19 protein-coding genes and 1 pseudogene are annotated in these 18,717 nt (G+C 54.9%); 3 read left to right on the top strand and 17 right to left on the bottom strand.

Features of this window, described 5'->3' with window-relative positions:
- Positions 1-550: 550 nt before the first annotated feature.
- Entirely contained in the window at positions 551-748 is a 198-nt protein-coding gene (locus OR1_RS06860) for a hypothetical protein (RefSeq protein WP_041970888.1), read from the bottom strand.
- A gap of 127 nt (positions 749-875) precedes the next feature.
- On the opposite strand from OR1_RS06860, the gene OR1_RS22555 reads away from it, so the two are divergent.
- From OR1_RS22555 to OR1_RS06845, 3 genes are all read left to right on the top strand, one after another.
- Complete coding sequence (locus OR1_RS22555) at positions 876-1,235, top strand: CPXCG motif-containing cysteine-rich protein (protein WP_202812037.1); 360 nt, start codon at positions 876-878, stop codon at positions 1,233-1,235.
- A gap of 148 nt (positions 1,236-1,383) precedes the next feature.
- Entirely contained in the window at positions 1,384-1,746 is a 363-nt protein-coding gene (locus OR1_RS06850) for a hypothetical protein (protein WP_041970887.1), read from the top strand.
- A gap of 164 nt (positions 1,747-1,910) precedes the next feature.
- Positions 1,911-2,318, top strand: coding sequence for a hypothetical protein (locus tag OR1_RS06845; RefSeq protein ID WP_041970886.1), 408 nt, complete (start codon positions 1,911-1,913; stop codon positions 2,316-2,318).
- 52 nt (positions 2,319-2,370) lie between these two features.
- Here OR1_RS06845 and OR1_RS06840 read toward each other — a convergent pair whose 3' ends face one another.
- The 16 genes and pseudogenes from OR1_RS06840 to arsA all read right to left on the bottom strand — a co-directional run bounded on the left by OR1_RS06840 (position 2,371) and on the right by arsA (position 18,699).
- Positions 2,371-3,786 (bottom strand): FAD-binding oxidoreductase, encoded by a 1,416-nt coding sequence (locus tag OR1_RS06840; RefSeq protein ID WP_052440307.1) that lies wholly within the window; start codon positions 3,784-3,786, stop codon positions 2,371-2,373.
- Between the two features lie 549 nt (positions 3,787-4,335).
- Complete coding sequence (locus OR1_RS06835; protein WP_041971040.1) at positions 4,336-4,872, bottom strand: peroxiredoxin; 537 nt, start codon at positions 4,870-4,872, stop codon at positions 4,336-4,338.
- An 80-nt stretch (positions 4,873-4,952) separates the two neighbouring features.
- Entirely contained in the window at positions 4,953-5,639 is a 687-nt protein-coding gene (locus tag OR1_RS06830; RefSeq protein WP_041970885.1) for a cytochrome c biogenesis CcdA family protein, read from the bottom strand.
- A complete protein-coding gene (locus OR1_RS06825) occupies positions 5,636-6,013 on the bottom strand; it encodes a co-chaperone YbbN (RefSeq protein ID WP_041970884.1) in 378 nt (125 codons plus the stop codon). Before OR1_RS06825 ends, OR1_RS06830 begins: the two co-directional genes overlap by 4 nt.
- Positions 6,010-6,240, bottom strand: coding sequence for a thioredoxin family protein (locus OR1_RS06820; protein ID WP_041970883.1), 231 nt, complete (start codon positions 6,238-6,240; stop codon positions 6,010-6,012). Before OR1_RS06820 ends, OR1_RS06825 begins: the two co-directional genes overlap by 4 nt.
- Positions 6,241-6,281: 41 nt before the next feature.
- Positions 6,282-8,201 (bottom strand): N-6 DNA methylase, encoded by a 1,920-nt coding sequence (locus OR1_RS06815; protein WP_041970882.1) that lies wholly within the window; start codon positions 8,199-8,201, stop codon positions 6,282-6,284.
- Between the two features lie 18 nt (positions 8,202-8,219).
- Positions 8,220-9,335: a YhcG family protein gene (locus tag OR1_RS06810; RefSeq protein ID WP_041970881.1), complete on the bottom strand. Its 1,116-nt coding sequence runs from the start codon at positions 9,333-9,335 to the stop codon at positions 8,220-8,222.
- A 57-nt stretch (positions 9,336-9,392) separates the two neighbouring features.
- The gene (locus OR1_RS06805) at positions 9,393-10,535 is read right to left on the bottom strand and encodes a restriction endonuclease subunit S (protein ID WP_082002842.1); all 1,143 of its coding nucleotides are present in this window, start codon (positions 10,533-10,535) and stop codon (positions 9,393-9,395) included.
- A complete protein-coding gene (locus tag OR1_RS06800) occupies positions 10,532-12,934 on the bottom strand; it encodes a DEAD/DEAH box helicase family protein (protein WP_041971039.1) in 2,403 nt (800 codons plus the stop codon). The genes OR1_RS06805 and OR1_RS06800 overlap by 4 nt, the downstream gene beginning before the upstream one ends.
- A 94-nt stretch (positions 12,935-13,028) precedes the next feature.
- Positions 13,029-13,195 (bottom strand): annotated as a pseudogene (locus OR1_RS21980) (permease); the annotation flags it as partial.
- Between the two features lie 18 nt (positions 13,196-13,213).
- Positions 13,214-13,648, bottom strand: a complete 435-nt coding sequence (locus OR1_RS06795; protein WP_041970879.1) for an MOSC domain-containing protein — start codon at positions 13,646-13,648, stop codon at positions 13,214-13,216.
- Positions 13,649-13,650: 2 nt separating this feature from the next.
- Positions 13,651-14,631: a GTP 3',8-cyclase MoaA gene (gene moaA / locus OR1_RS06790; protein ID WP_041970878.1), complete on the bottom strand. Its 981-nt coding sequence runs from the start codon at positions 14,629-14,631 to the stop codon at positions 13,651-13,653.
- Complete coding sequence (glp, locus tag OR1_RS06785; RefSeq protein WP_041970877.1) at positions 14,631-15,842, bottom strand: gephyrin-like molybdotransferase Glp; 1,212 nt, start codon at positions 15,840-15,842, stop codon at positions 14,631-14,633. The genes moaA and glp overlap by 1 nt, the downstream gene beginning before the upstream one ends.
- Before the next feature lie 52 nt (positions 15,843-15,894).
- Positions 15,895-16,485: a molybdenum cofactor guanylyltransferase gene (locus OR1_RS06780; RefSeq protein ID WP_041970876.1), complete on the bottom strand. Its 591-nt coding sequence runs from the start codon at positions 16,483-16,485 to the stop codon at positions 15,895-15,897.
- Between the two features lie 67 nt (positions 16,486-16,552).
- Positions 16,553-16,927 carry an arsenite efflux transporter metallochaperone ArsD gene (arsD, locus tag OR1_RS06775; protein ID WP_041970875.1) on the bottom strand — a complete coding sequence of 125 codons (375 nt, stop codon included), beginning with the start codon at positions 16,925-16,927 and terminating at the stop codon, positions 16,553-16,555.
- A 44-nt stretch (positions 16,928-16,971) separates the two neighbouring features.
- A complete protein-coding gene (gene arsA / locus OR1_RS06770) occupies positions 16,972-18,699 on the bottom strand; it encodes an arsenical pump-driving ATPase (protein WP_041970874.1) in 1,728 nt (575 codons plus the stop codon).
- Between the last annotated feature and the right edge of the window lie 18 nt (positions 18,700-18,717).

Here is an 18,717-nt window from a genome sequence, read left to right as displayed (position 1 = left end):
GGCGTAGGCCTTGTTTTGACAGTTCCCGCCGAGCTTTACGAGCTTCATTCTGTTTTGCAAAGTAACCGATTAGAATGCCAACGCTCAATTTGTGTCCTTTTCTTATTAGGTATCCTGGACGCTTAGCCAATGTGAAGGATTTCACGTTACGGAAGGACTCAGAAAGGAACCGTGCGGACTGTTCCAGAGGATGCGAAAGAGAGGTGGATGGAGATGACCGGAAAGCAGAAGGGTTCGAAATGACGAAGAGAGAAATGATTTCGGGTGGTGGGTCAGTTGGTTAACTCTACGCCGTTATCAGGTTTATTGCCAGGGATATAATTTCTCAGGGAGCTGTTTTGCGCTGAATAGGCGGTTACGGGAGGGAGACCGGCCCGGACCGCGAATCAGCCGAAGGAACTGCTGGTCTTCGAACGGGGCGGCCACAACACGATCATTGCGGTTAACCGAGATGCCTATTTTGCTGCTGTGGAAACATTTTTACAAGCAATACTAAGGCCTTGATATGGCAATGGCAGTTGATGCGAGGGCAACAAACTCTGCATCCCGGTCATTCCCGGTTGGCGAGCACTTCCAGCAGCAGCGGGACGGTGCTGATGACCCCAACCAGGGCCAGGGCAGTGCCTGCCGCTTTTCGCTGTTCGCTGGTCAGCCGATCGGCCAGCAAGAGCGCGATCCCCGCCCCCAACGCGCCCCGGGTCCCGGCGATAAGAGCCAGTTCGGGCATTGACAGTTTCACTTTGCGCATACTTCCTCCCTTCCGTTTCCGGGATCTCTTACATATTAAGTATAGCCGAAATTGAGGATGTGTAGGCCATTATCCTCGTTCCAGATGCCCTGATTGGGCGTATAATCACTCTTAAGAGGGAATCGGGATGAGGTTTGAGCTTTGGCGACAAGACGACAACGGCAATCGGTTCCTTGTCGGCAGTTTTGCCGATCGTGACGCTGCGGAAGTGCGGTTGACGGAACTGACTCGTGTCCAGCATAAACAGGTCTACTGGATAACGGAACAAGCGGGCGATATTGGCCGTCGAATACGGGAAGAAAAACTGTTCACAACTCGCAGGCAGGTCTTTTCCTGCCCCCACTGCGGTGAACGCATCTCCGTGCTGCTGGATCTCTCAGCCGGCAACCAGTGCTATATCGAGGACTGCGAAGTCTGCTGCAACCCCATCGAGATTAGCTATCAGGTGGAAGAAGGGCGGATCGTCTCGTTCCAGGCCGGGCTGTGAACGGGATTGCTGCCGTAATCCTCACGGGAAGCAGATTTTCTTAACATTATAATCACCTCACCCTTGAATTTGTTTCATGTTGCGATTACAGTTTAGATCGCATGTCGGTGTGCAAAGATATCAGTTAGTTGGTTGTAGGGGGGGGTAGATGACCATAAATAATTTGACACAGACTTTCAATCTGCTCGACAGCATCCGTACTACATGCAATGAAATCCAGCAAGCGCTCAACGAGCATTTTGAGAAAACCAGCATTCAGCAATACAAAAGTGATATTGAAAAGGACTTGGTGACAATTGAGAACCTCAAGCATATTACCATTGCAGTAAAGGACGATATCCAGTCTGATAAGGTAGGTGCCAGTACCGAGCTCCTTTTGAGGGTGGCTGCAAATGACTTCAAGAATAAGTTGAATATGATTCCGGAGAAGAAAGCACTCATCAAGCAAGTGTTGCATTCTCTTAAAGAGATACACCGCCAAATCCTGCATTATTCCCTTAAAGCAAAATAGCTGTCCGGACTGAAGACGTAAGTCTTCGTCTGGATGCAGTCGGGAAATTGAGCTGCTGGCGGGGACTCTGTCTTCAGCCTGTTTGTTTTGGGGAATGTCACACATTTTTGCTGCCACTTGCTCCGTGACCGGCTATAGTCGTCAGCATGGTCCGGGAGGGGGATATGTCGAAACATAAAATCAGATTTACTATCACAAGCGGCAATATTGAAACAGCACACAGTTGCGATTGCCAAAAGTGGATTCGTCACCTTGCCACCAATAAAATCAAGATGAATGACCTGCAGGCGCTGTACAATGGCAAATTCCCGGCTGGGAAAATGTTCGTGCTCGATATGCTCGAATTTCTGAGAAAGTCTGACGATCTGCTTGATCGCTTCTTGATCAGGCGCGGAGGGGTGCATAAAGACGATCTGCCGTCCATCGATAATGATGCGGTTCGCCAATTGCTCAACAAGGAATTTCCAGATGTCGTCGCAGAGTTTACAGATCAAGAAGGGACAAGAAAGGTAATCAAGCGCAGACCTGGAACCGTTGACCTGTCCGCTCTTAAGACAATAGGGAAAAAGTAGTGATCAAGACCGGGAGGAGGGGCTCAACCTGCCCGGCCTAATCCTTGGGCGTTCACGCCGGCATGATGTTACGGTTCGTGCGGAACAGGTTCTGAGGGTCCCATTTCGCCTTGATCTCGGCGAGCCGCGAGATATTATTCCCCAGTGCTGCCTTGATGCGATCAGGGCCTTCTTCCTGGGTCAGGAAGTTGATGTATGTGCCCCCGGTCGAGAACATCCTCAGGTCGTCCCATGCATTGCGCGCCCACGCAATGTTCGCAGTGTCGTCAGAAGCCTGCTCCCACGCGCCGCCGATGTTGAGCACATAGCGCGCATTGCGGTTGCCGACCGGAGAATGTTCGTCATTGAGTCGGTTAAGAGCCCCGCCGATCTGGAACAGGATCATGGACGAGTGAGGCGAGCATATTTTTGCGGAATGCGCCATGAATTTCTCGCAAAACTCCGGTTCGATGCCTGCCAGATATTCGCTCTTCCAGTAGTAACGTCGCCCCTTCGGCTGGGTGCCATCGAGCAATGACTGTAACTGACTGTATGGCCGCCGCACGAGTATATCGCCAATGGGTGTGCCAAAAGATTTGATCACGGCGACTGCCTGCTCGCCTTCTCCGGGATTCCCGCTGTAGCAAGCGATGATCGCCACGATCGGCTTCCCGTGCATATCCTTTGGTAGCCAAGGTGCCGGTGGCGCCGGACGCATGAAAGTGACGAGCGTGAGTTCCGGCGGGGCCTCCTCGGCCAGTGTCCGGTAAAGTTTGAGCACCGCCGGGGCCTCGCTTGCGGGCCAGGCAACGATTCCGCCGACCACCTCCGGGCCGACGGGGTGGAGAGTGTAGTCGATGCCGGTTACAACCCCGAAGTTGCCGCCACCGCCCCGCAACCCCCAGAAAAGCTCCGGGTTCTCCTCACTGGTCGCACGGACCAGGCGGGCCTCGGCGGTGACAACGTCCATCCCGACCACGTTATCGGTCGTCCACCCCCAGCGCCGGGTTAGATAGCCGAACCCGCCTCCCAGAGTGAGTCCGGCGATCCCGGTCATCGAGATAAATCCGAGGACAGTGGCGAGGCCGTGCAGCTGCGTTTCGCGATCCAGGTCGCCGAGCAGGCAACCTGCCTGTGCATGTGCTATCTTTCGATGTTTGTCCACCCAGACGCCACGCATCAGTGACATGTCGAGCATCAGGGCGCCATCGGCTGTGGCCAGCCCCGCAATATTGTGTCCTCCCCCCTTGATGCAAAGCAGAAGCTGATGTTCAAGTGCGAACTGCACGCACGCAATTACATCGGCAATGCCGAGGCATCGCACGATAATCGCCGGCATCCGATCGATCATGGCGTTCCAGACGGTACGAGACTCGTCGTAGCCGGCATCACCCTGCACGACTACCTGCCCCTTGAGACGCATTTTGAGACTGTCGAGCGTCAGCTGTTGCATTTCTATCTCGCGTCCATCCATCGTTTTCGCTCTCATAGGTGTCATCCTCTCTTCTGCACAGACATTTTTCTTTTCATTCAGATTCTTATGTGATCAGCAGAAGCCATACCAAGGTGAGACAATTTAGAAGTCACCACAATATCAAGCGGATAAGGCAAGTTTATTCTTGTTGTTAAAAGCTCATTCTGCAACCTGTGTTGCTGCAAAGTCGGGGTTTTCGGCAAGGACTGACACCAGTTCTAAGGGGTTCCGGGATATCGGCTCGATAATATGTCTGCAATGAATGTTTCTGATTCCAGTGATTGGAGGAATGATGAGCCTTGCGCGGGAGACGGGGCCATAAATGACAAAAGCCCCTGCATTTCTGCAGGGGCCTTGGTTGTTCCGCCCGTGAATGTCTTCACGGGCTAAATACTGCATCCCTCTTTGCAGCGGGATACAGGACGAATCCGAAAGTGCTCAGTCCACATTGGCGTGATCTCCTTTCTGGGCGGTCTTTATCGCTGTTATGACTACCATACTCCTCAATCAAGGTTATGGTCAAGAGAAATGGGATAAAAATAGTCTTATTGACGGATGCCCATATTACTTGCGAGGGTGATTTTTTTCATAGGATGTTTCCGCCTGTTTCTGGAGGGCAAATTGACGCTGTATCACTGTTTCCAGCTGGTCAACCTGGATATTTCCCAGAATCTTGTTTCGGATCACTCCATTTTTGTCGATTATGAAGATGGTTGGAAAGCCGAATACCTGATATTGCTCGAATATGCCGGAATGCTCATCTGCCAGCATGGTAAAAGTCAAACCATTGTTTGTTGCATATGACGTGACAACCTCTTTTGTGTCGCCAATATTTATTGCGATAATTGCCAGCTTCTTGTGCCTGTTCGCTTCATAAAAAGGTTCAAGCAGTTTCAAACTGTCGCCACAGCATGAATTTTTCCAGAAATACAGGACGACAATCTTGCCTTTCAACTGGGTCAGGCTGACAAGGTCGCCGCTAATGTCAGCAACGGAAAATAGCGGTGCATCTTCGCCGGTTTGTATGTCCCGCTTCTGTGTGTCGCAACTGCAGAAGAAAGAAAGGGCGCACAGTAGCAGCAGTATTCTTGTGAAGTTCATTTGTTTGCTGAAAGCCGCCATCCGGTCCGATATCATGTTTTTCTGAAAAAATGTCGAGAAACTTCTGCTGCTGGTATCCATTAAAATGCATTCCAGATGAAATACCCGCCAACCAGGGCAACCACAAAGCCGCTGACCCGCTTGGCCCAGAGGGAAAAGTTTACCACACCACGGGCCTTGACGAACGCCTCGATGAAGCCGGTAAACGTTCCGGCCGCCAGCATCAGCAGGCAGTGGCCGATGGCATAGGTGAAGAGCAGGGCAACGCCGTAGAGCACCTGCCCCTTTGTGGCAACAAAGGTCAGAATTACCACCAGCACCGGCGTGGCACAAGGGGAAGAGACAACACCAAAGAAAAGCCCCAGCAGGAACGCCCCAATCAAGCCGCCCCGTTTCGGCTTGAAATCACGCCTGATCGGGAGACTAATCTCGTACAGTCCCATCATCTGGCCTCCCATCACCAGGGCCACAACCCCTGCTGCCACGTACCACCAGCCGCCTAAAGCGCCGAACATGGTGCCGAGCAGCCCGGCTGCAGCGCCGAAGGCGGTGAAGGTGAGCGAGAGCCCCAGTATGAAAGAGAGGGAATAGCGAAACGCCTTCCAGCGGTCTCCTTCGGCATAGCCGCCGACGAAGCCGACAACGAGCGGTATGGTGGCCAGTACGCAGGGCGAGGCGGAGGAGATGACCCCGGCGAGAAAGACAGCGCCGAAGGCCAGCAGCGGGTAGGCGGCAACGATCTGCTCGATGTTGTCGAGGAAGGTCATCTAAGCCCCGCCGCCTTCAACTCCTTGAGGATGTCCGTTTTGTCCATGAAGCCGATGTGGCGCTTGACCTCTTTACCCTGGCTATTGAAGAATATCTGGGTCGGGATCATCTGGACGCGGAATCTCTTTGCTGCAGCCTTGTCTTCTTTGACATCGATGAACAGGACGCCTGCCTTTCCCCGGTACTCGGCGGCCAATGATTCCAGGATCGGAGCCATCTGCTTGCACGGGATACAGGTCCGGGCGCCAAGATCAATGACCGTCGGTTTGCCGGAAAGGAGCGCCCGGTTGACATCGGCATCCTTGGCGGCCGGGAGTTCGGCATAGGTTGTTGTGGCAATCAGCAACAGAAGACCGGTTATGAACACCCTCATGGCAACATCCCGATAATCTCGGCTACTGATGCCAGTTTTCCGGAAAACTTCACCTGACCGTCAATCACCAGTGCCGGCGTACTCATGACGCCGTACTTCATTATAGAGTGGATATCCTCTACTTTTACCAACTCGGCGCTTTTGCCGCTCTCTTCCAGCGCTTTATTCGTGTTTTCATAAAGGGTCTTACATTTGGCGCAGCCGGTACCGAGTACTTCGATCTTCATGGCTAATCCCTTTCATTGCAGCCTGTTTTATCGGTTTGGGGCTAAAGCAACAACTTCAGCCTTTTCAAAGCAGTTGCAACGATCTTTCCATGCACTTCAATATTATCAATGATCATGTCCAGAGTTCGGTCATCGATTTTTGTGACTGTATTCGGATTAACTGCTTTCAGATCGAAAACCGCAGCATCGATCTCATCAGCCTTGGCCTGAGCATCCCGAGAGGCTTTTTCCGTTTCCTTGACCTTTGCTTCAATAGTTTCAATCTCTTCTTTGGTGGCATCTCTTTTCTTGAGGGACTTCAGTTTTTCCTTGTACGACACAACTTCGGCCTTGAGTTTAGCGGCTTCATCAAGATAAGGCTGCATCTCCTCTCTGGCTACCTTACGACGCTCAGCAAAATCAGTCGTCCATGAATAGCGGCTTTCTCCTGCCGGCGTGCCTCGATGTGCCAGCAATCTGGCATAGCTGGGAAATGGTTTCCCCTGATTCGCTTCATCCTCCAGCCAATCCGCAGTGAGTGTCGCAGGGAGCAGGCTGTCGTCAAGCAGTTCACCATTTTTGCCAAAACCGAACAGCGCCAGGGTCATGGGCGTCTTCTTGCCGACTTTGATGTGCGACAGGTCGTAATACCAGATCTTCTCCGTTTTCTTTCCCTTGGTGAAAAAGAGCAGGTTGGTTTTGACACCGGCTCCTGCAGTTGAGAACACCCCACCCGGAAGACTGATAATGCACCAGAGGCTGCACTCATCCACCAGCTTGCGCTTGGTCTCCACAAAGGCACTTTCGTTGGTACGGAATAACAGCCCTTCATCCAGAACAATGCCGCAGCGGCCACCGGGAGCTAGCTCCGCAAGAATGTCCTGAACAAAAAGCACCTGAGTTGAACCGGTTTCAAAAGCGTAGTTCTTCTGAGCATCCTTGCCTTCCTTGCCACCGAAAGGAGGGTTGGTCAGGATTACCTCAAACGTCTTTGGCGCATTATCAAACAACGCCCCGTAAGTGGCGCGTCTGGTCAGCGTGTTGCCATGCCAGAGGTTCGGCTGGTCGATGCCGTGCAATACCAGGTTGGCAAGGGCAATCGGGAAAACCAGATTCTCTTTTTCCCGGCCGAAAAACGTGTCGTGCTTCAGTATGTCAATGTCCGTTGAAGCGGGTGAATTCCCCTGGTTACGGGCGATATGCTCGTAGGCAACAGCCAGAAAACCGCCGGTGCCGCAACAGGGGTCGTAGACAGTTTCGCCCGGTTGCGGATCAATGGTATGAACCATCGCCCGGATAACTTCGCGTGGGGTGAAAAACTGTCCGCCGTCGGAATTCTTTTCCCCCATCTTCAGCAACAGGTCTTCATACACTTGAGACAGGGTAAAGAAATGGGTGTCATCGATATTATTGATGCTGATTTCGTGAACCTTATCGAGGATGTCGCGCAGATTGGTTTCGCTATCCACCCGAACCCGTTCCACAGCGGTCATGATACGCCCAATGATGCGCTGCTTGCGAGAGGCCGCTGGATTGGGGAGCTTGGTTATCTTGTCAATGTCGAGCCCATGCAGATGCGGGAGCAGTTCGGTATTGATGAAATCGAAAAGCTTGCCGCCACCTTTGGCAAACAGTTCCTGCCGCTTCCAGCCGAAAGGCTTTCCTTCGGCGGTGGTGGGATGATCCGGTTTATCAGAAAATGGCGCGGCCCAATCCTGCCAGCGAAAGGGGCTGACCAACGCCGGGGTGAATGTGCCGCCGACCGCTTCGGCTGCCTCCCGCTCCCGTTCTTCCTGGGCATCGAGGATACGCAGAAAGAGAACCCAGGTCAGCTCAGGCACATACTGCAAGGCACTGGCACAATTGGAGCGGCGCATGATGTCGCAGATGGACTTGACGAAGGATGACAACGATTGTGTTGAGGAGATGGTTTTGGTTTTTTTCTGTTGCTTCGACTGCTTTGGTGTTTTCTGTCTGGGCATGAAGTGTCTTTTCTCGGGTTATTTTTTTCGCTCAAGTTTTGATTCGGTGTAATTGCCGGGAAGCCCTGTATCGTCTACCTTCCGCGGGGCCTGCTCCCTGGCTAGCTCTATGGCCAGGTGCAGACGCGAGCGCAGCAGTTCCACCGGCGGTAGCTCCGTCAGGTACTCAGCGACACGGATCGATTTCTCATTCAACTGCAACAACTCCACCTGTTCTGCATCCGACCCGGCGCAGAGGATCAGTCCTATAGGGGATTCTTCGCCTGTTGCCCGCTCGTGCTTGTCCAACCAGCGGAGATACAGTTCCATCTGGCCGATGTGTGCCGGTTGGAAAGATTCCAGTTTCAACTCTATTGCCACGAGCCGTCGCAGATAACGGTGATAAAAGAGCAGATCGAGATAAAAGTCATCCTTGCCAACGCTCATCCGCTTCTGGCGGGCTACGAAAGAAAAACCGCTTCCCAGTTCCAGCAGAAATCTTTCCATCTCGCGCAGGATGGCGTTTTCCAGATCTTTTTCGCTGAAAGAATCTTGCAGGCCGAGGAAATCCAACAGGTAGGGGTCGCGAAAAACCATATCGGGGGTCATCTGTCCGTCGCGAAGGGTCGTCAGTTCAGCCGTGATCACTTCTTCTGTGTTTTTCGAAAGGGCCGTTCGCTCATAGAGCATGCCGGCAATCTTCTGCCGCAAGGTGCGAACCGACCAGCGCTCCACTCGGCACATTTCGGCGTAGAACTCACGGGCAAGAGGCTGTTTTATGGGGAGTATTTCAATGAAATGGCTCCAGCTTAATTGTTTTATCAGCGATACAATAATTTGTTCATCCTGAAATAGTTCTGCAAACTGGATCATTCGCCGAACACTTTTCTCACCAAACCCCTTACCGAACTCCGTTTCCAATTGTCGCGACACTGTCGCGACAATCTGCTCGCCATAGACAGCCCTGTTGTCTCCCAAAACTTCGGTGCGGAGACGCTTACCGAGACGCCAATAAAGTAGCGTCTGTTCGGCATTGGCAGCAGTAGCCACCCGCTGACGGGCGGAGTGGATTAATTCGCGCAGTTCGACAAGAAGACCGGTTGCATCAACAACGGCTGATGACTCTGTCCCGATTACGGCAACTTTTTTAGCCATGCCATGTCCCTCTCGATTATGTTCACCGACCATATAGAGGACATCCTCGATATGGTCTCAAACCGTTATATCAAAGGCTTTTGCCAGAATCTTGCCTGGCAGCAGATTGATCTCTACCATCTGTTTTTCAATGGCGCAGCGCATCGGTTTCAGCTCTGCGAGTGCTTTTGACGCCGCAATCTGAACATCAAACGGAGGCAACTCGATAGAGCCTTCCGCCAGCCGGTTGAACAGCATACGCTCCCGCACCGCACCACGAGCCAGGGAGGCGATGCAGCTCACGCCATAGGGAGAGCGGAGCCAGTAATAGAACCAGCGCGAATCAACCAGGCCGGGCTTCCCACGCAACGCCACATAATCGGGGCTGGTGATGCCGGGGGTGTCGTCATCGTCAACCATGGCAATGGAGCCGATCATGATACGCATGGGGTTGTAGAAAACCGTGCCGTGCAGCACCGGCTTGTACCGCTCCGGGCTTTTCCCCACCGGCTCCTTGGCCAGCGCCAGCCCTGCCCGTGTCGCTCCAAGCACCGGGTAATCCGCCCACGTTGTGCCGATCCCCTTCTTTACCTCATCCAGCACGTCACCCAGTTTTGCCAAACCGGTATCAGAATGCTCGACACTCTTGCGGATGATGGCGTTGGCAAGGTTGACGAGTTCATCAAGCTGAGTTTTTGCAGCGTTGCGGGCTTCTTCGACTGCGGCAAGCTGGGATTTCAGGCTGGCTGCGATGCGGCGTTGGTCTTCAATTTGTGGAATTGGGATTGGTAAACTCTCAAGGAATTTAGGGCTTAGATTTGGTTGGGCAGCTCCTTCTGCTGAAGGAAGTAGTTGCAGCATATAAATGCTTCTGAGGATAAAGCTCAAATAGCTCGTATTATCTGGATTGTGACCTCGAACAATTGCTACTCGTTGATTAAGGTAAGCCCCGGCTGCTTCAGTTGAAGCGACACCAACTTTCCCGACCGTCGCTCCAGACAAGGCAACTAGAATATCTCCAGACTGAATTTGATATTTGGAAGAGACAGGATGTTTTTTTGCGTCAAATGAAACCGCATTTGTAAGTGTTACTACACCGTTATCGAAATCGCTAATACGAACAACCTTTTCCATGCCACTGCCAAACCAAGAACTTTTGAAAGCAAAACCTGAAATGACTTCAGCAATTGAGGAAAGTTGTCCAATAAAGTCATTTTTCATGCCCCAAACAACCTCATCTTCGCCTCATGCATCACCAGCGGCGGCTTGCCGATCAACTTCAACGCGGCCAAACCACCGGCCTTGCTGATCTCCGGCACATCCCATAACGCCGGGGTTTCCAACGCCTCGGTGCCCCCCAACTCAAACTGATCCCCCAGCGCCATCAGCACCGTCGCCGCCTTTGGATCAACATTCTCGAACCAGCTCCGGTTGTTATCGATGTAAAACCAGTTCCGCTCCGAACGCTTGAGAGCGCTGGCGCGGTAGCCGAGATGAACAAAGACATCGTACAGGTCGCAGTCATTCAACTGATCGATGTCGCGGATCAACTCCGGGCTGAAGTTACTGGAGATCAGGTGGTCAATCAGCAGGCGTCTCTTCTGTGTCTCCACCCACAACTGCCGGAATTCCTTCAGACTGTGTGCTTCCTGCAGCACCCGCTGAATCATGCCGCGCCGGTATTCATCCACCGGAATCCTTACATCGCGGCCATCGCGGCTGCTGAGGATGAACCGCCCTTGAGGGGTTATGCTGACATACTGGCCGGTAATCTGCGCAACCGCCGGAACATCATCCTCGCCCCCTTCTTCACCGCCACCGGTTCCCCCTCCTGAACCGCCGCCACCGGGCCTTGGCGGCCTGGTGATGAAATCGGTGCCGAACAGATCGGTAACTCCGGTGTAGTCGTAGAGCCAGAACTTGTATTTGTCAGTCTCTTCATGGATACGGGTGCCGCGTCCCAGCATCTGATAAAACTTGATCGGAGATTCCAGATAGCGAAAGAACACCACGGCATTGAGCCGCTCGATATCGACGCCCGCCTCCAGCAGATCGACCGTACAGGCGATGAAGGCCCGCTCGCCGGAGCCGCGCATCGGTTCAATCATGTCACTGCCGTTGTTTTTGCCCCCCATACACTTGAAGGCATAATGATCCTTTGTGGTCTGTCCGTTCTCCTTGCACCAGGCGGCATACAGGTTGTTCATCTGCATGGCGACCCGGTCGGCCTGAATTTCGCGGGTGCAGAAAATGATGACTTTCTGCTCCGGCCCGCCATTCTGACAAAGCAGATCAAAGAGATCCCTGCACATAGCCGGGGTACGCATATCTATGAACAGCTCATCGTCAAAGTCCTTGCCGGTGTACTGGCTCTTGGTGAGGTCTTCGGCGGTTATCGGCTTGCCGGTTCTGATGTCCAGCGGCTTTGCGGCCAGGATTTCCTCTTTGGTGAATGTCCGGCTGTCGATGGAAGGCTTGCGCTTGACGATTTCGCAGGCGGCCAGATAGCCATCTTCCTGGGCCTGAATCAGGGTGTATTCGTAGACCGGCTCTCCAAAATATTTCCTGTTGTTGGCGGTGATTTCATCGTCTTCGGCAGTTTTCTTCTTCGATTCGCGCAGCTGGCGGGGTGTGGCAGTCAGGCCGATATGGACGGCGTTCGGATTGCGTTTGAGCACTTCGGACCAGCGCCCCCAGGCTGAACGGTGGCATTCGTCGATAATGATGACACTGAAGGCATCTTCCGGGTAAAAATCGGTGAGGAAACTGGCAATCTTCTCATCCTCGGTATCGTCATCCAGCCCCAGCGTCTGGTAGGTGGCAATGTGAATCCGGGCATTCCTGGCGGCATTCTGGCCTTGTTCCGTCTTCACTATCCGGGCATTGTCGCCGAATACCGCTTTCAGCTTGTTATAGCCCTGTTCGCGCAGTTCGTCACGATCGCACAGGAACAGGGCCGGCTTGGGGAGTTCCTCAGCCTCATGCAGCCGCCAGAGCAGATTGGCGGCAATGATGGTTTTACCCGCACCGGTCGCCAGGCTCAGAAGCACACGCGCCGGTTCTCCATCCTGCCTGCAGCGGATGATTTTTTCAAAGGCAGCGCGGATGGCGGCATCCTGATAGTAGCGGGAATCAGGATAGGCAGCGCTGTCCAACATGAACAGTTTCTTTGCTTCGGGCTGGGTTACATCAATTCCGGTGTCTCTGGAGAATCGTGCCGTCAAATCTGGATGCGGCGGGAAATCAGGAAAGGGAATCGGACCTGCCTGCAGTCCGGAAAACTTGTCATATTCTCCGTAGCGGTGGCCGTTGGTGGCAAACACATACTTCACATCGTAGCGGTCAATATACCCTTTGGCCTGCTGCATCCCCTTCAAAGGGTCTTCAGTTTCCTTCTTTGCTTCCAGTACTGCGACCGGCAGCGCTTTGGGCATGTCACCCACCTGAACGCAGAGCAGATAATCGGTGCGACCCGAACCTTTGCGCCGTCTCCCCTTGGGGCCGGTAGGTTCAACCGGAGCAGGCGTTTCCAGTTTCAACCACTGGTGAGAGTCGTAACCCTTGTCACGCAAAACAGGGTCAATCAGGAAATACCTAGTTTCCGCTTCGTTATAGCTCATGGAATCAGCCTCAACCGGAAGTATCATCTTTGTCATCAAATACCAGATATTGGCTCAAATAGCCACTACGACAAGTTTTTTTGGCATTGGATAGTCACAGTATGGCGTTGAACAGATAACCCACAATCACAATCGCTGTTGCTACGATGCCGAAGGACGGCAAAGGCTTTTTCAGGGCATTGCTGAGGATGGCAGGGACAGCGCTGTCACTGCCATCATGAACGCCAGCACTGTGCCGATGGCCATACCCTTGGCGGACATGAGTAACTGATTGATCACTCACTTAGCGGAAATCGAGTCGCCGGGCTTTATCACGCCACCGAGCACAACCTTGGCAAAGATCCCTTCCTTGGGCATGACGCAGTCCCCGGCCTGGTGATAAATGGCGCAGCGGGTATGGCACTCCTTGCCGATCTGGGTGACCTCCAGCAGAGTGTCCCCCACTGCCAGACGCGTGCCGATCGGAAGTGACGGCAGGTCGATCCCTTGCGTGGTGATGTTCTCGGCAAAATCGCCGGTCGTGACATTGAGCCCGAGTGCTTGCATCTTGGCGATGCTCTCCATGGCCAGCAGGCTCACCTGCCGATGCCACTCTCCGGCATGGGCATCACCGACAATGCCGTGATTTTCCCGCAGTTCGACCTGATTAACCGGTGTTTTTCGCTCCCCTTTGTTCAGGCTTATGCAAACCGCCACCACCTTGGCTGCAGTCATTGTTATCCTCCTATCCGGGCCATATCGATCTGTCCCTGTGCGCCGTTGTTTTCCGCAAGCTGGTGGCGGTCGGGTTTTTCGGCCACGGTACGCCGGAGGGCCTCGCGGAGCGCGGCATCGTCGCCATTGGCCAGTATGGGGCGCAGGTCAACGGTGCCGCGATCAAAGAGGCAACTCTTGGCAATGCCGCGGGAGGTGACCCTGATCCGGTTGCACTCTCCGCAGAAATGACAGGAGACCGGGGTGATCACGCCAACCAGCCCTGCAGCCCCGGCAATCCGCCGGTAGCGCGCCGGTCCGGCCATCTTCTCCGGCGCCTCGTCGGCCATGGGAAACCGTTTTGCCAGCCGGTCAAGGATCTCTGCGCCGGGCATTACCGTTGCTTCCCATCCCGGCTGGGCCAGGGTCGGCATATACTCGATAAAACGCACCCGGTAGGGGCTAGCCAGGGTCAGAGCAGCAAAATCTTCCAGCTCATCATCGTTTACTCCCCGCATCACCACCACGTTGATCTTGATGAATTCGAACCCGGCAGCCTCGGCTGCGGCGATCCCGTTCAGCGCCCGGCGCAGCTCTCCCCCCCTGGTAATCTCCGCAAAGGTCTGCGGCCGCAGCGAATCAAGGCTGATATTAAGGCTTTCCACTCCGGCAGACCTGAGGTCAGCAGCCATTTCTCTCAACAGCATCCCGTTGGTGGTCAGCACCAGCCGCTGCAGTCCGGGAACTGCCGCCAGCCGATGCAGGAAGTCGATGATCCCCCGCCGTACCAGCGGCTCGCCGCCGGTCACCCGGATCTTTTCCACGCCGATAGCCACTGCAGCACGGGCAATCCGCAGCAACTCCTCGTAACTCAGGATATCGTCATGACCGACCTTGATCAGCCCCTCGGCCGGCATGCAGTATCGGCACCGGAGATTGCACCGGTCGGTCACGGATAGCCGGAGATAGTTGATCCTTCTGCCATGCGGATCGTGCAGAGTCATTAACTTACCTCGCCCATCTCGAACTCCCGGTCCAGCAGGAGCACATCTACGACATCTCCGGCGGCATGGACAGCATCGGGCGCCAGATAAACCAGTCCGTTTCCCTGGATCAGCGATGAGAGCCGGCCGGAACTCTGGTTGCCGGTAAGCGAGACCGCATAACCGCTATCACCCTTCGAGACCAGTCCTCTGACCAGGTGGGGGCGCTTCCCCTTATTGGCTGCAGGTTCAAGCAGTGACGCCCTGACCTTCGGCCGCAAAATCCGGCGGCGCCCCATTGCCTTGAGTATCGCCGGCCGCACGAACAGTTCAAAAGAGACCATGGCGGCAACCGGGTTGCCCGGCAAGGCAAAGACCGGCTTCCCGTGCAGCATGGCAAATGCCAGCGGCTTGCCCGGTTTCATGTTGACCTTCCAGAATGTCACTTCTCCGCCGAGATGTTCGATTGCACTCTTGACAAAATCTCGGTCACCGACCGACACGCCGCCGGTAATGACCAGCAGGTCGGCGTTCAGTCCGCCCCTGATCTTCTCACAGGTGGCGTCGAGACTGTCCGGTGCGATGCCGAGCAGTACCGGATCACCCCCGGCATCCAGAACCTGGGCGGCCAGGCTGTAACTGTTGCTGTTAACGATCTTCCCCGGTGCCGGTGTCGAACCCGGCTCCAGGAGTTCGTCACCGGTAGCCAGCACTCCGACCCGCGCCCGGCGGTGAACCGCCAGTGTTGTCACCCCCATGGCCGAGAGCATGCCGATCTCCTGGGGACGGAGGGTCGAACCGGCAGGAATGACAATATCACCAAGGCGGATATCCTCGCCCCGCTTCCGGATATGCGCCCCTGCTTTGGGAGGCGATGTGAAGCGGATCCATTCGTCAAGCTGTTCGACATCTTCGATCGGTGCCACGGTATCGCATCCCGGCGGAACCGGCGCGCCGGTCATGATCTTCACCGCTTCACCCGGCGGAACCGGCAGATCCCGTTTTTCCCCGGCCGGAAGAAAGCCGGTCACGCGGAGGCGATCGCCTTTGATCGCGGCATGGGAGAAGGCATAGCCGTCCATTGCCGAGTTGTCGGCTGGCGGGATGTCCCACGGGGCAATGTGGTTTTCCGGAGTGACCCGGTTCAAGCCCTGGAAAGCCGAAACCCTTTCCGTCTCCAGTGGTGAGATATATTCAAAAATGGTTTGCTGCGCTTCCTCGATGCTGATCATAAGCCGGATGCCTCCTTCTTACAGTACGAATCTTCAGATGCGCGGAAATTCCTTATTCCGAGATTCTTTCAAAATCTTCCGGGGTATTTACATTCACGAATGCTCTGCCATCCCGGTCAAACCGGGCCAGTTCCTCGGTTTGCACATATCTGGCCTTAACCTGCGGATAATAGGCAAAGGCGCAGTAGTTGCCGCTCTCCAGCAGCTCTCTGATCGGCCCGAGGCAGTTTTTGGAGTACAATGCGAACAGCGGTTCATAGCCATGTTCTGTTAACGGCACCACTGCATCGTAGCCATGTCTGAGGGAACAGAGGTAGCGGAGCAGTTCCCTGTTTGGGAACGGGAGATCGCAGGAAGTGACAAAGACGTGCTCTGTTTGAGCGTGATAGAGCCCGGTGTAGACTCCCCCGAGCGCACTGCCGGGGTAGATGTCCGGTATGACTGGAAGGTTGTAGCCGGCAAAGCGCTCCTCCCGATCGCCGACCAGCAAAACTCGCGAAAAGCTCTCCCTGAACAGCCCGGCTATCCGCTCGAAAATTGTAACGCCGCCAATCTTCAGAAATGCCTTGTCACGCCCCATGCGGCGGCTTTTGCCACCTACCAGGATAACGCCGGAAATGGTTTGTTCAAGGTTATTGGGCATGTTTTCTCTTATGTCAGGGTTTATGGTCGTCCATTGTCTCTCAATCTCCTAGTTGCCGCTAAGGAGGTTAACAGCACCCTTTGGGACCGCAGCAACAGGCGGATTTCTTTTTCTCGCCAAAGGTCACATCCATTCCACCCCGCTTCAGGATTGCCTGGAGCTGCTCGTCGGACGGGTACCGTCCCTTGCAGACCAGCTCGCCGTCGACAAAGGTGAGCGGCAGACAGTCAGGACCATCGCTTTTCAGCAGTTCCGCCACTGCACTGTTGCTGACAAATGCCTGTGGATCTGCAGAAAGGCCGTAGCGAGACACCTGTACTTCCGGCGCCTGCTTCTGGATCTGGCGCAGCGCTTCCTGGATGCGAACCAGCTCCGGGTCGACACTGGGACCGCAGACACCGGTTGAACAGCACATGGCAGGGTCATAGATTTCAATCTTCATCGGTTTCTCTCCTTGTGGCGATTATTTGTCGTGTATATCGGCAGCTATTGTCTGCTCTTTGCCGGTTCGGACTGCCAGGGAATGAGAAAGGTCGGCAACCCCTCCCTGACCACCTCAGCGATGTAACGAAACTCTCGCGTACGCCGTTGCTCAAGTACCTGATTGGTGACAGTAAGCGGCGCCAGACTCTGGTTGACGATCCAGCCTGCCGGCTCGATCCCGGCTCTTCGCAAATCCTTCTGGAGCGCCAGCGCCTCGTGGACTGGCGTGGCTTCCGGCAAGGTTACCAGAAAGACCTTGGTGAATGCCGGGTCACGCAGGCGGGGGAGCAATTGGCGTACCGTTTCAGGTATGTCGCTCATGGAGCGCGACACCTCCCGGTGATACGACTCAGAGGCATCCAGCAGTAGCAGCGTGTGGCCGGTCGGGGCAGTGTCCACCACCACGAAACTGTCTGCGCCTTCGGCAACGATCCGTGCAAATGCCCTGAACACGGCAATCTCTTCCGTGCAGGGGGAACGCAGGTCTTCTTCCATGAGCGCCCTGGCCTCATCGTCCAGATCAGCACCGGCAGTAGCAAGCACTTCCATGCGATATGCTTCGGTTTCAACCTCGGGATCGATGCGACTCACCTGCAACCCATCCGGTGCTTCTCCCAGGGTCTGGGCGACATGGGCCGCCGGATCGGTGGTCGTCAGGTGCACCTTTTTGCCCAGAGCAGCCAAGGCAGATGCAATGTTCACCGCGAGGGTGGTTTTACCTACCCCGCCTTTTCCCATGGTCATGATCACCCCGCCGGGTTGGGCTGACAGCATGCCGAGAAGATCGTTCAGAGGGGCGGGAAGCGAAGCGGCAGGTATGGAGCTCGCAGGCGGCATGACGCATTCCTGGGTGAAGAACGCCCTTAGCGCCGGTATGCCGACCAGTTCCGTACCGCGCAACGGCAGTTCAGTTCGCGGCATCGATTGCAGTTCCGGCGGCATGTTCGAGAGCGCTTTCATGTTCCGGTCATGCCAGGCAACTGCTATGGGGTCATCGGGATGGGGCATCTGCAGTACGCCGTTAATTACCAGATGCTGATTGGCTACCCTCAGTTCGCGCAATTCAGCAGATGCGCGGGCTGCTTCGTTCAGAGGGGCTTCATCCGGACGGCTGACCACGACCACCATTGTCTGAGCCGGGTCGGCCAAAACCCGCCTGGTGCCTGCGTAAAGTTTATGCTGTTCTTTCAAGCCGGCAAGAGGGCCAAGGCAGGAGGTGCCCCCTGTGTTGGTATCGATGAAATCGCTCCAGGCTGCTGGCAACGAGAGCAGGCGCAGGGTGTGGCCGGTGGGGGCGGTGTCGAAGATGATATGGTCAAAGCTAGCCGCTGCATCAGGATTCCCCATCAGCCGGGCAAATTCGTTGAAGGCGGCAATCTCAACCGTGCAGGCGCCGGAAAGCTGTTCTTCCATGCTTCTCAGGGCTGCCTCGGGAAGAATCCCGCGGTATGGGCCGACCATCTTTTCCCGATAAGCTGCCGCTGCTTCCACCGGGTCGACATTGGCGGCGAAAAGACCCGATACGCCGGGCACCGGCGCAGGTTCGGCCGACAGGGACAGTCCCAGGACCTCGTCCAGATTGGAGGCCGGATCAGTGCTGACCAAGAGCACCCGTTTGCCATGATCGGCCAGCGCAATGGCGGTCGCCGTCGATGCGGTGGTTTTGCCTACTCCGCCTTTGCCGGTGAAAAACAGGTTCCTTGGCGGATTAGCAATGAAGTTTTGAGACACGAATATACCTCTCTCCCT

Source organism: Geobacter sp. OR-1 (genome assembly GCF_000813145.1).
Lineage (GTDB): Bacteria > Desulfobacterota > Desulfuromonadia > Geobacterales > DSM-12255 > Geoanaerobacter.
Note: the sequence above shows the minus strand (reverse complement) of the source record. Positions and strands in the feature narration are given on the sequence as shown.

What these genes read in the sequence shown, in the direction of transcription:
- OR1_RS06845 (WP_041970886.1), top strand. Translation starts at nt 1,911, where the DNA reads ATGTCGAAACATAAAATCAGATTTACTATCACAAGCGGCAATATTGAA.
- OR1_RS06830 (WP_041970885.1), bottom strand. Translation starts at nt 5,639, where the DNA reads ATGACCTTCCTCGACAACATCGAGCAGATCGTTGCCGCCTACCCGCTG.
- OR1_RS06825 (WP_041970884.1), bottom strand. Translation starts at nt 6,013, where the DNA reads ATGAGGGTGTTCATAACCGGTCTTCTGTTGCTGATTGCCACAACAACC.
- OR1_RS06795 (WP_041970879.1), bottom strand. Translation starts at nt 13,648, where the DNA reads ATGACTGCAGCCAAGGTGGTGGCGGTTTGCATAAGCCTGAACAAAGGG.
- moaA (WP_041970878.1), bottom strand. Translation starts at nt 14,631, where the DNA reads ATGACTCTGCACGATCCGCATGGCAGAAGGATCAACTATCTCCGGCTA.
- OR1_RS06810 (WP_041970881.1), bottom strand. Translation starts at nt 9,335, where the DNA reads ATGGCTAAAAAAGTTGCCGTAATCGGGACAGAGTCATCAGCCGTTGTT.
- OR1_RS06815 (WP_041970882.1), bottom strand. Translation starts at nt 8,201, where the DNA reads ATGCCCAGACAGAAAACACCAAAGCAGTCGAAGCAACAGAAAAAAACC.
- OR1_RS22555 (WP_202812037.1), top strand. Translation starts at nt 876, where the DNA reads ATGAGGTTTGAGCTTTGGCGACAAGACGACAACGGCAATCGGTTCCTT.
- arsD (WP_041970875.1), bottom strand. Translation starts at nt 16,927, where the DNA reads ATGAAGATTGAAATCTATGACCCTGCCATGTGCTGTTCAACCGGTGTC.
- OR1_RS06820 (WP_041970883.1), bottom strand. Translation starts at nt 6,240, where the DNA reads ATGAAGATCGAAGTACTCGGTACCGGCTGCGCCAAATGTAAGACCCTT.
- OR1_RS06780 (WP_041970876.1), bottom strand. Translation starts at nt 16,485, where the DNA reads ATGCCCAATAACCTTGAACAAACCATTTCCGGCGTTATCCTGGTAGGT.
- OR1_RS06800 (WP_041971039.1), bottom strand. Translation starts at nt 12,934, where the DNA reads ATGAGCTATAACGAAGCGGAAACTAGGTATTTCCTGATTGACCCTGTT.
- OR1_RS06850 (WP_041970887.1), top strand. Translation starts at nt 1,384, where the DNA reads ATGACCATAAATAATTTGACACAGACTTTCAATCTGCTCGACAGCATC.
- OR1_RS06860 (WP_041970888.1), bottom strand. Translation starts at nt 748, where the DNA reads ATGCGCAAAGTGAAACTGTCAATGCCCGAACTGGCTCTTATCGCCGGG.
- glp (WP_041970877.1), bottom strand. Translation starts at nt 15,842, where the DNA reads ATGATCAGCATCGAGGAAGCGCAGCAAACCATTTTTGAATATATCTCA.
- OR1_RS06805 (WP_082002842.1), bottom strand. Translation starts at nt 10,535, where the DNA reads ATGAAAAATGACTTTATTGGACAACTTTCCTCAATTGCTGAAGTCATT.
- OR1_RS06835 (WP_041971040.1), bottom strand. Translation starts at nt 4,872, where the DNA reads ATGAACTTCACAAGAATACTGCTGCTACTGTGCGCCCTTTCTTTCTTC.
- OR1_RS06840 (WP_052440307.1), bottom strand. Translation starts at nt 3,786, where the DNA reads ATGAGAGCGAAAACGATGGATGGACGCGAGATAGAAATGCAACAGCTG.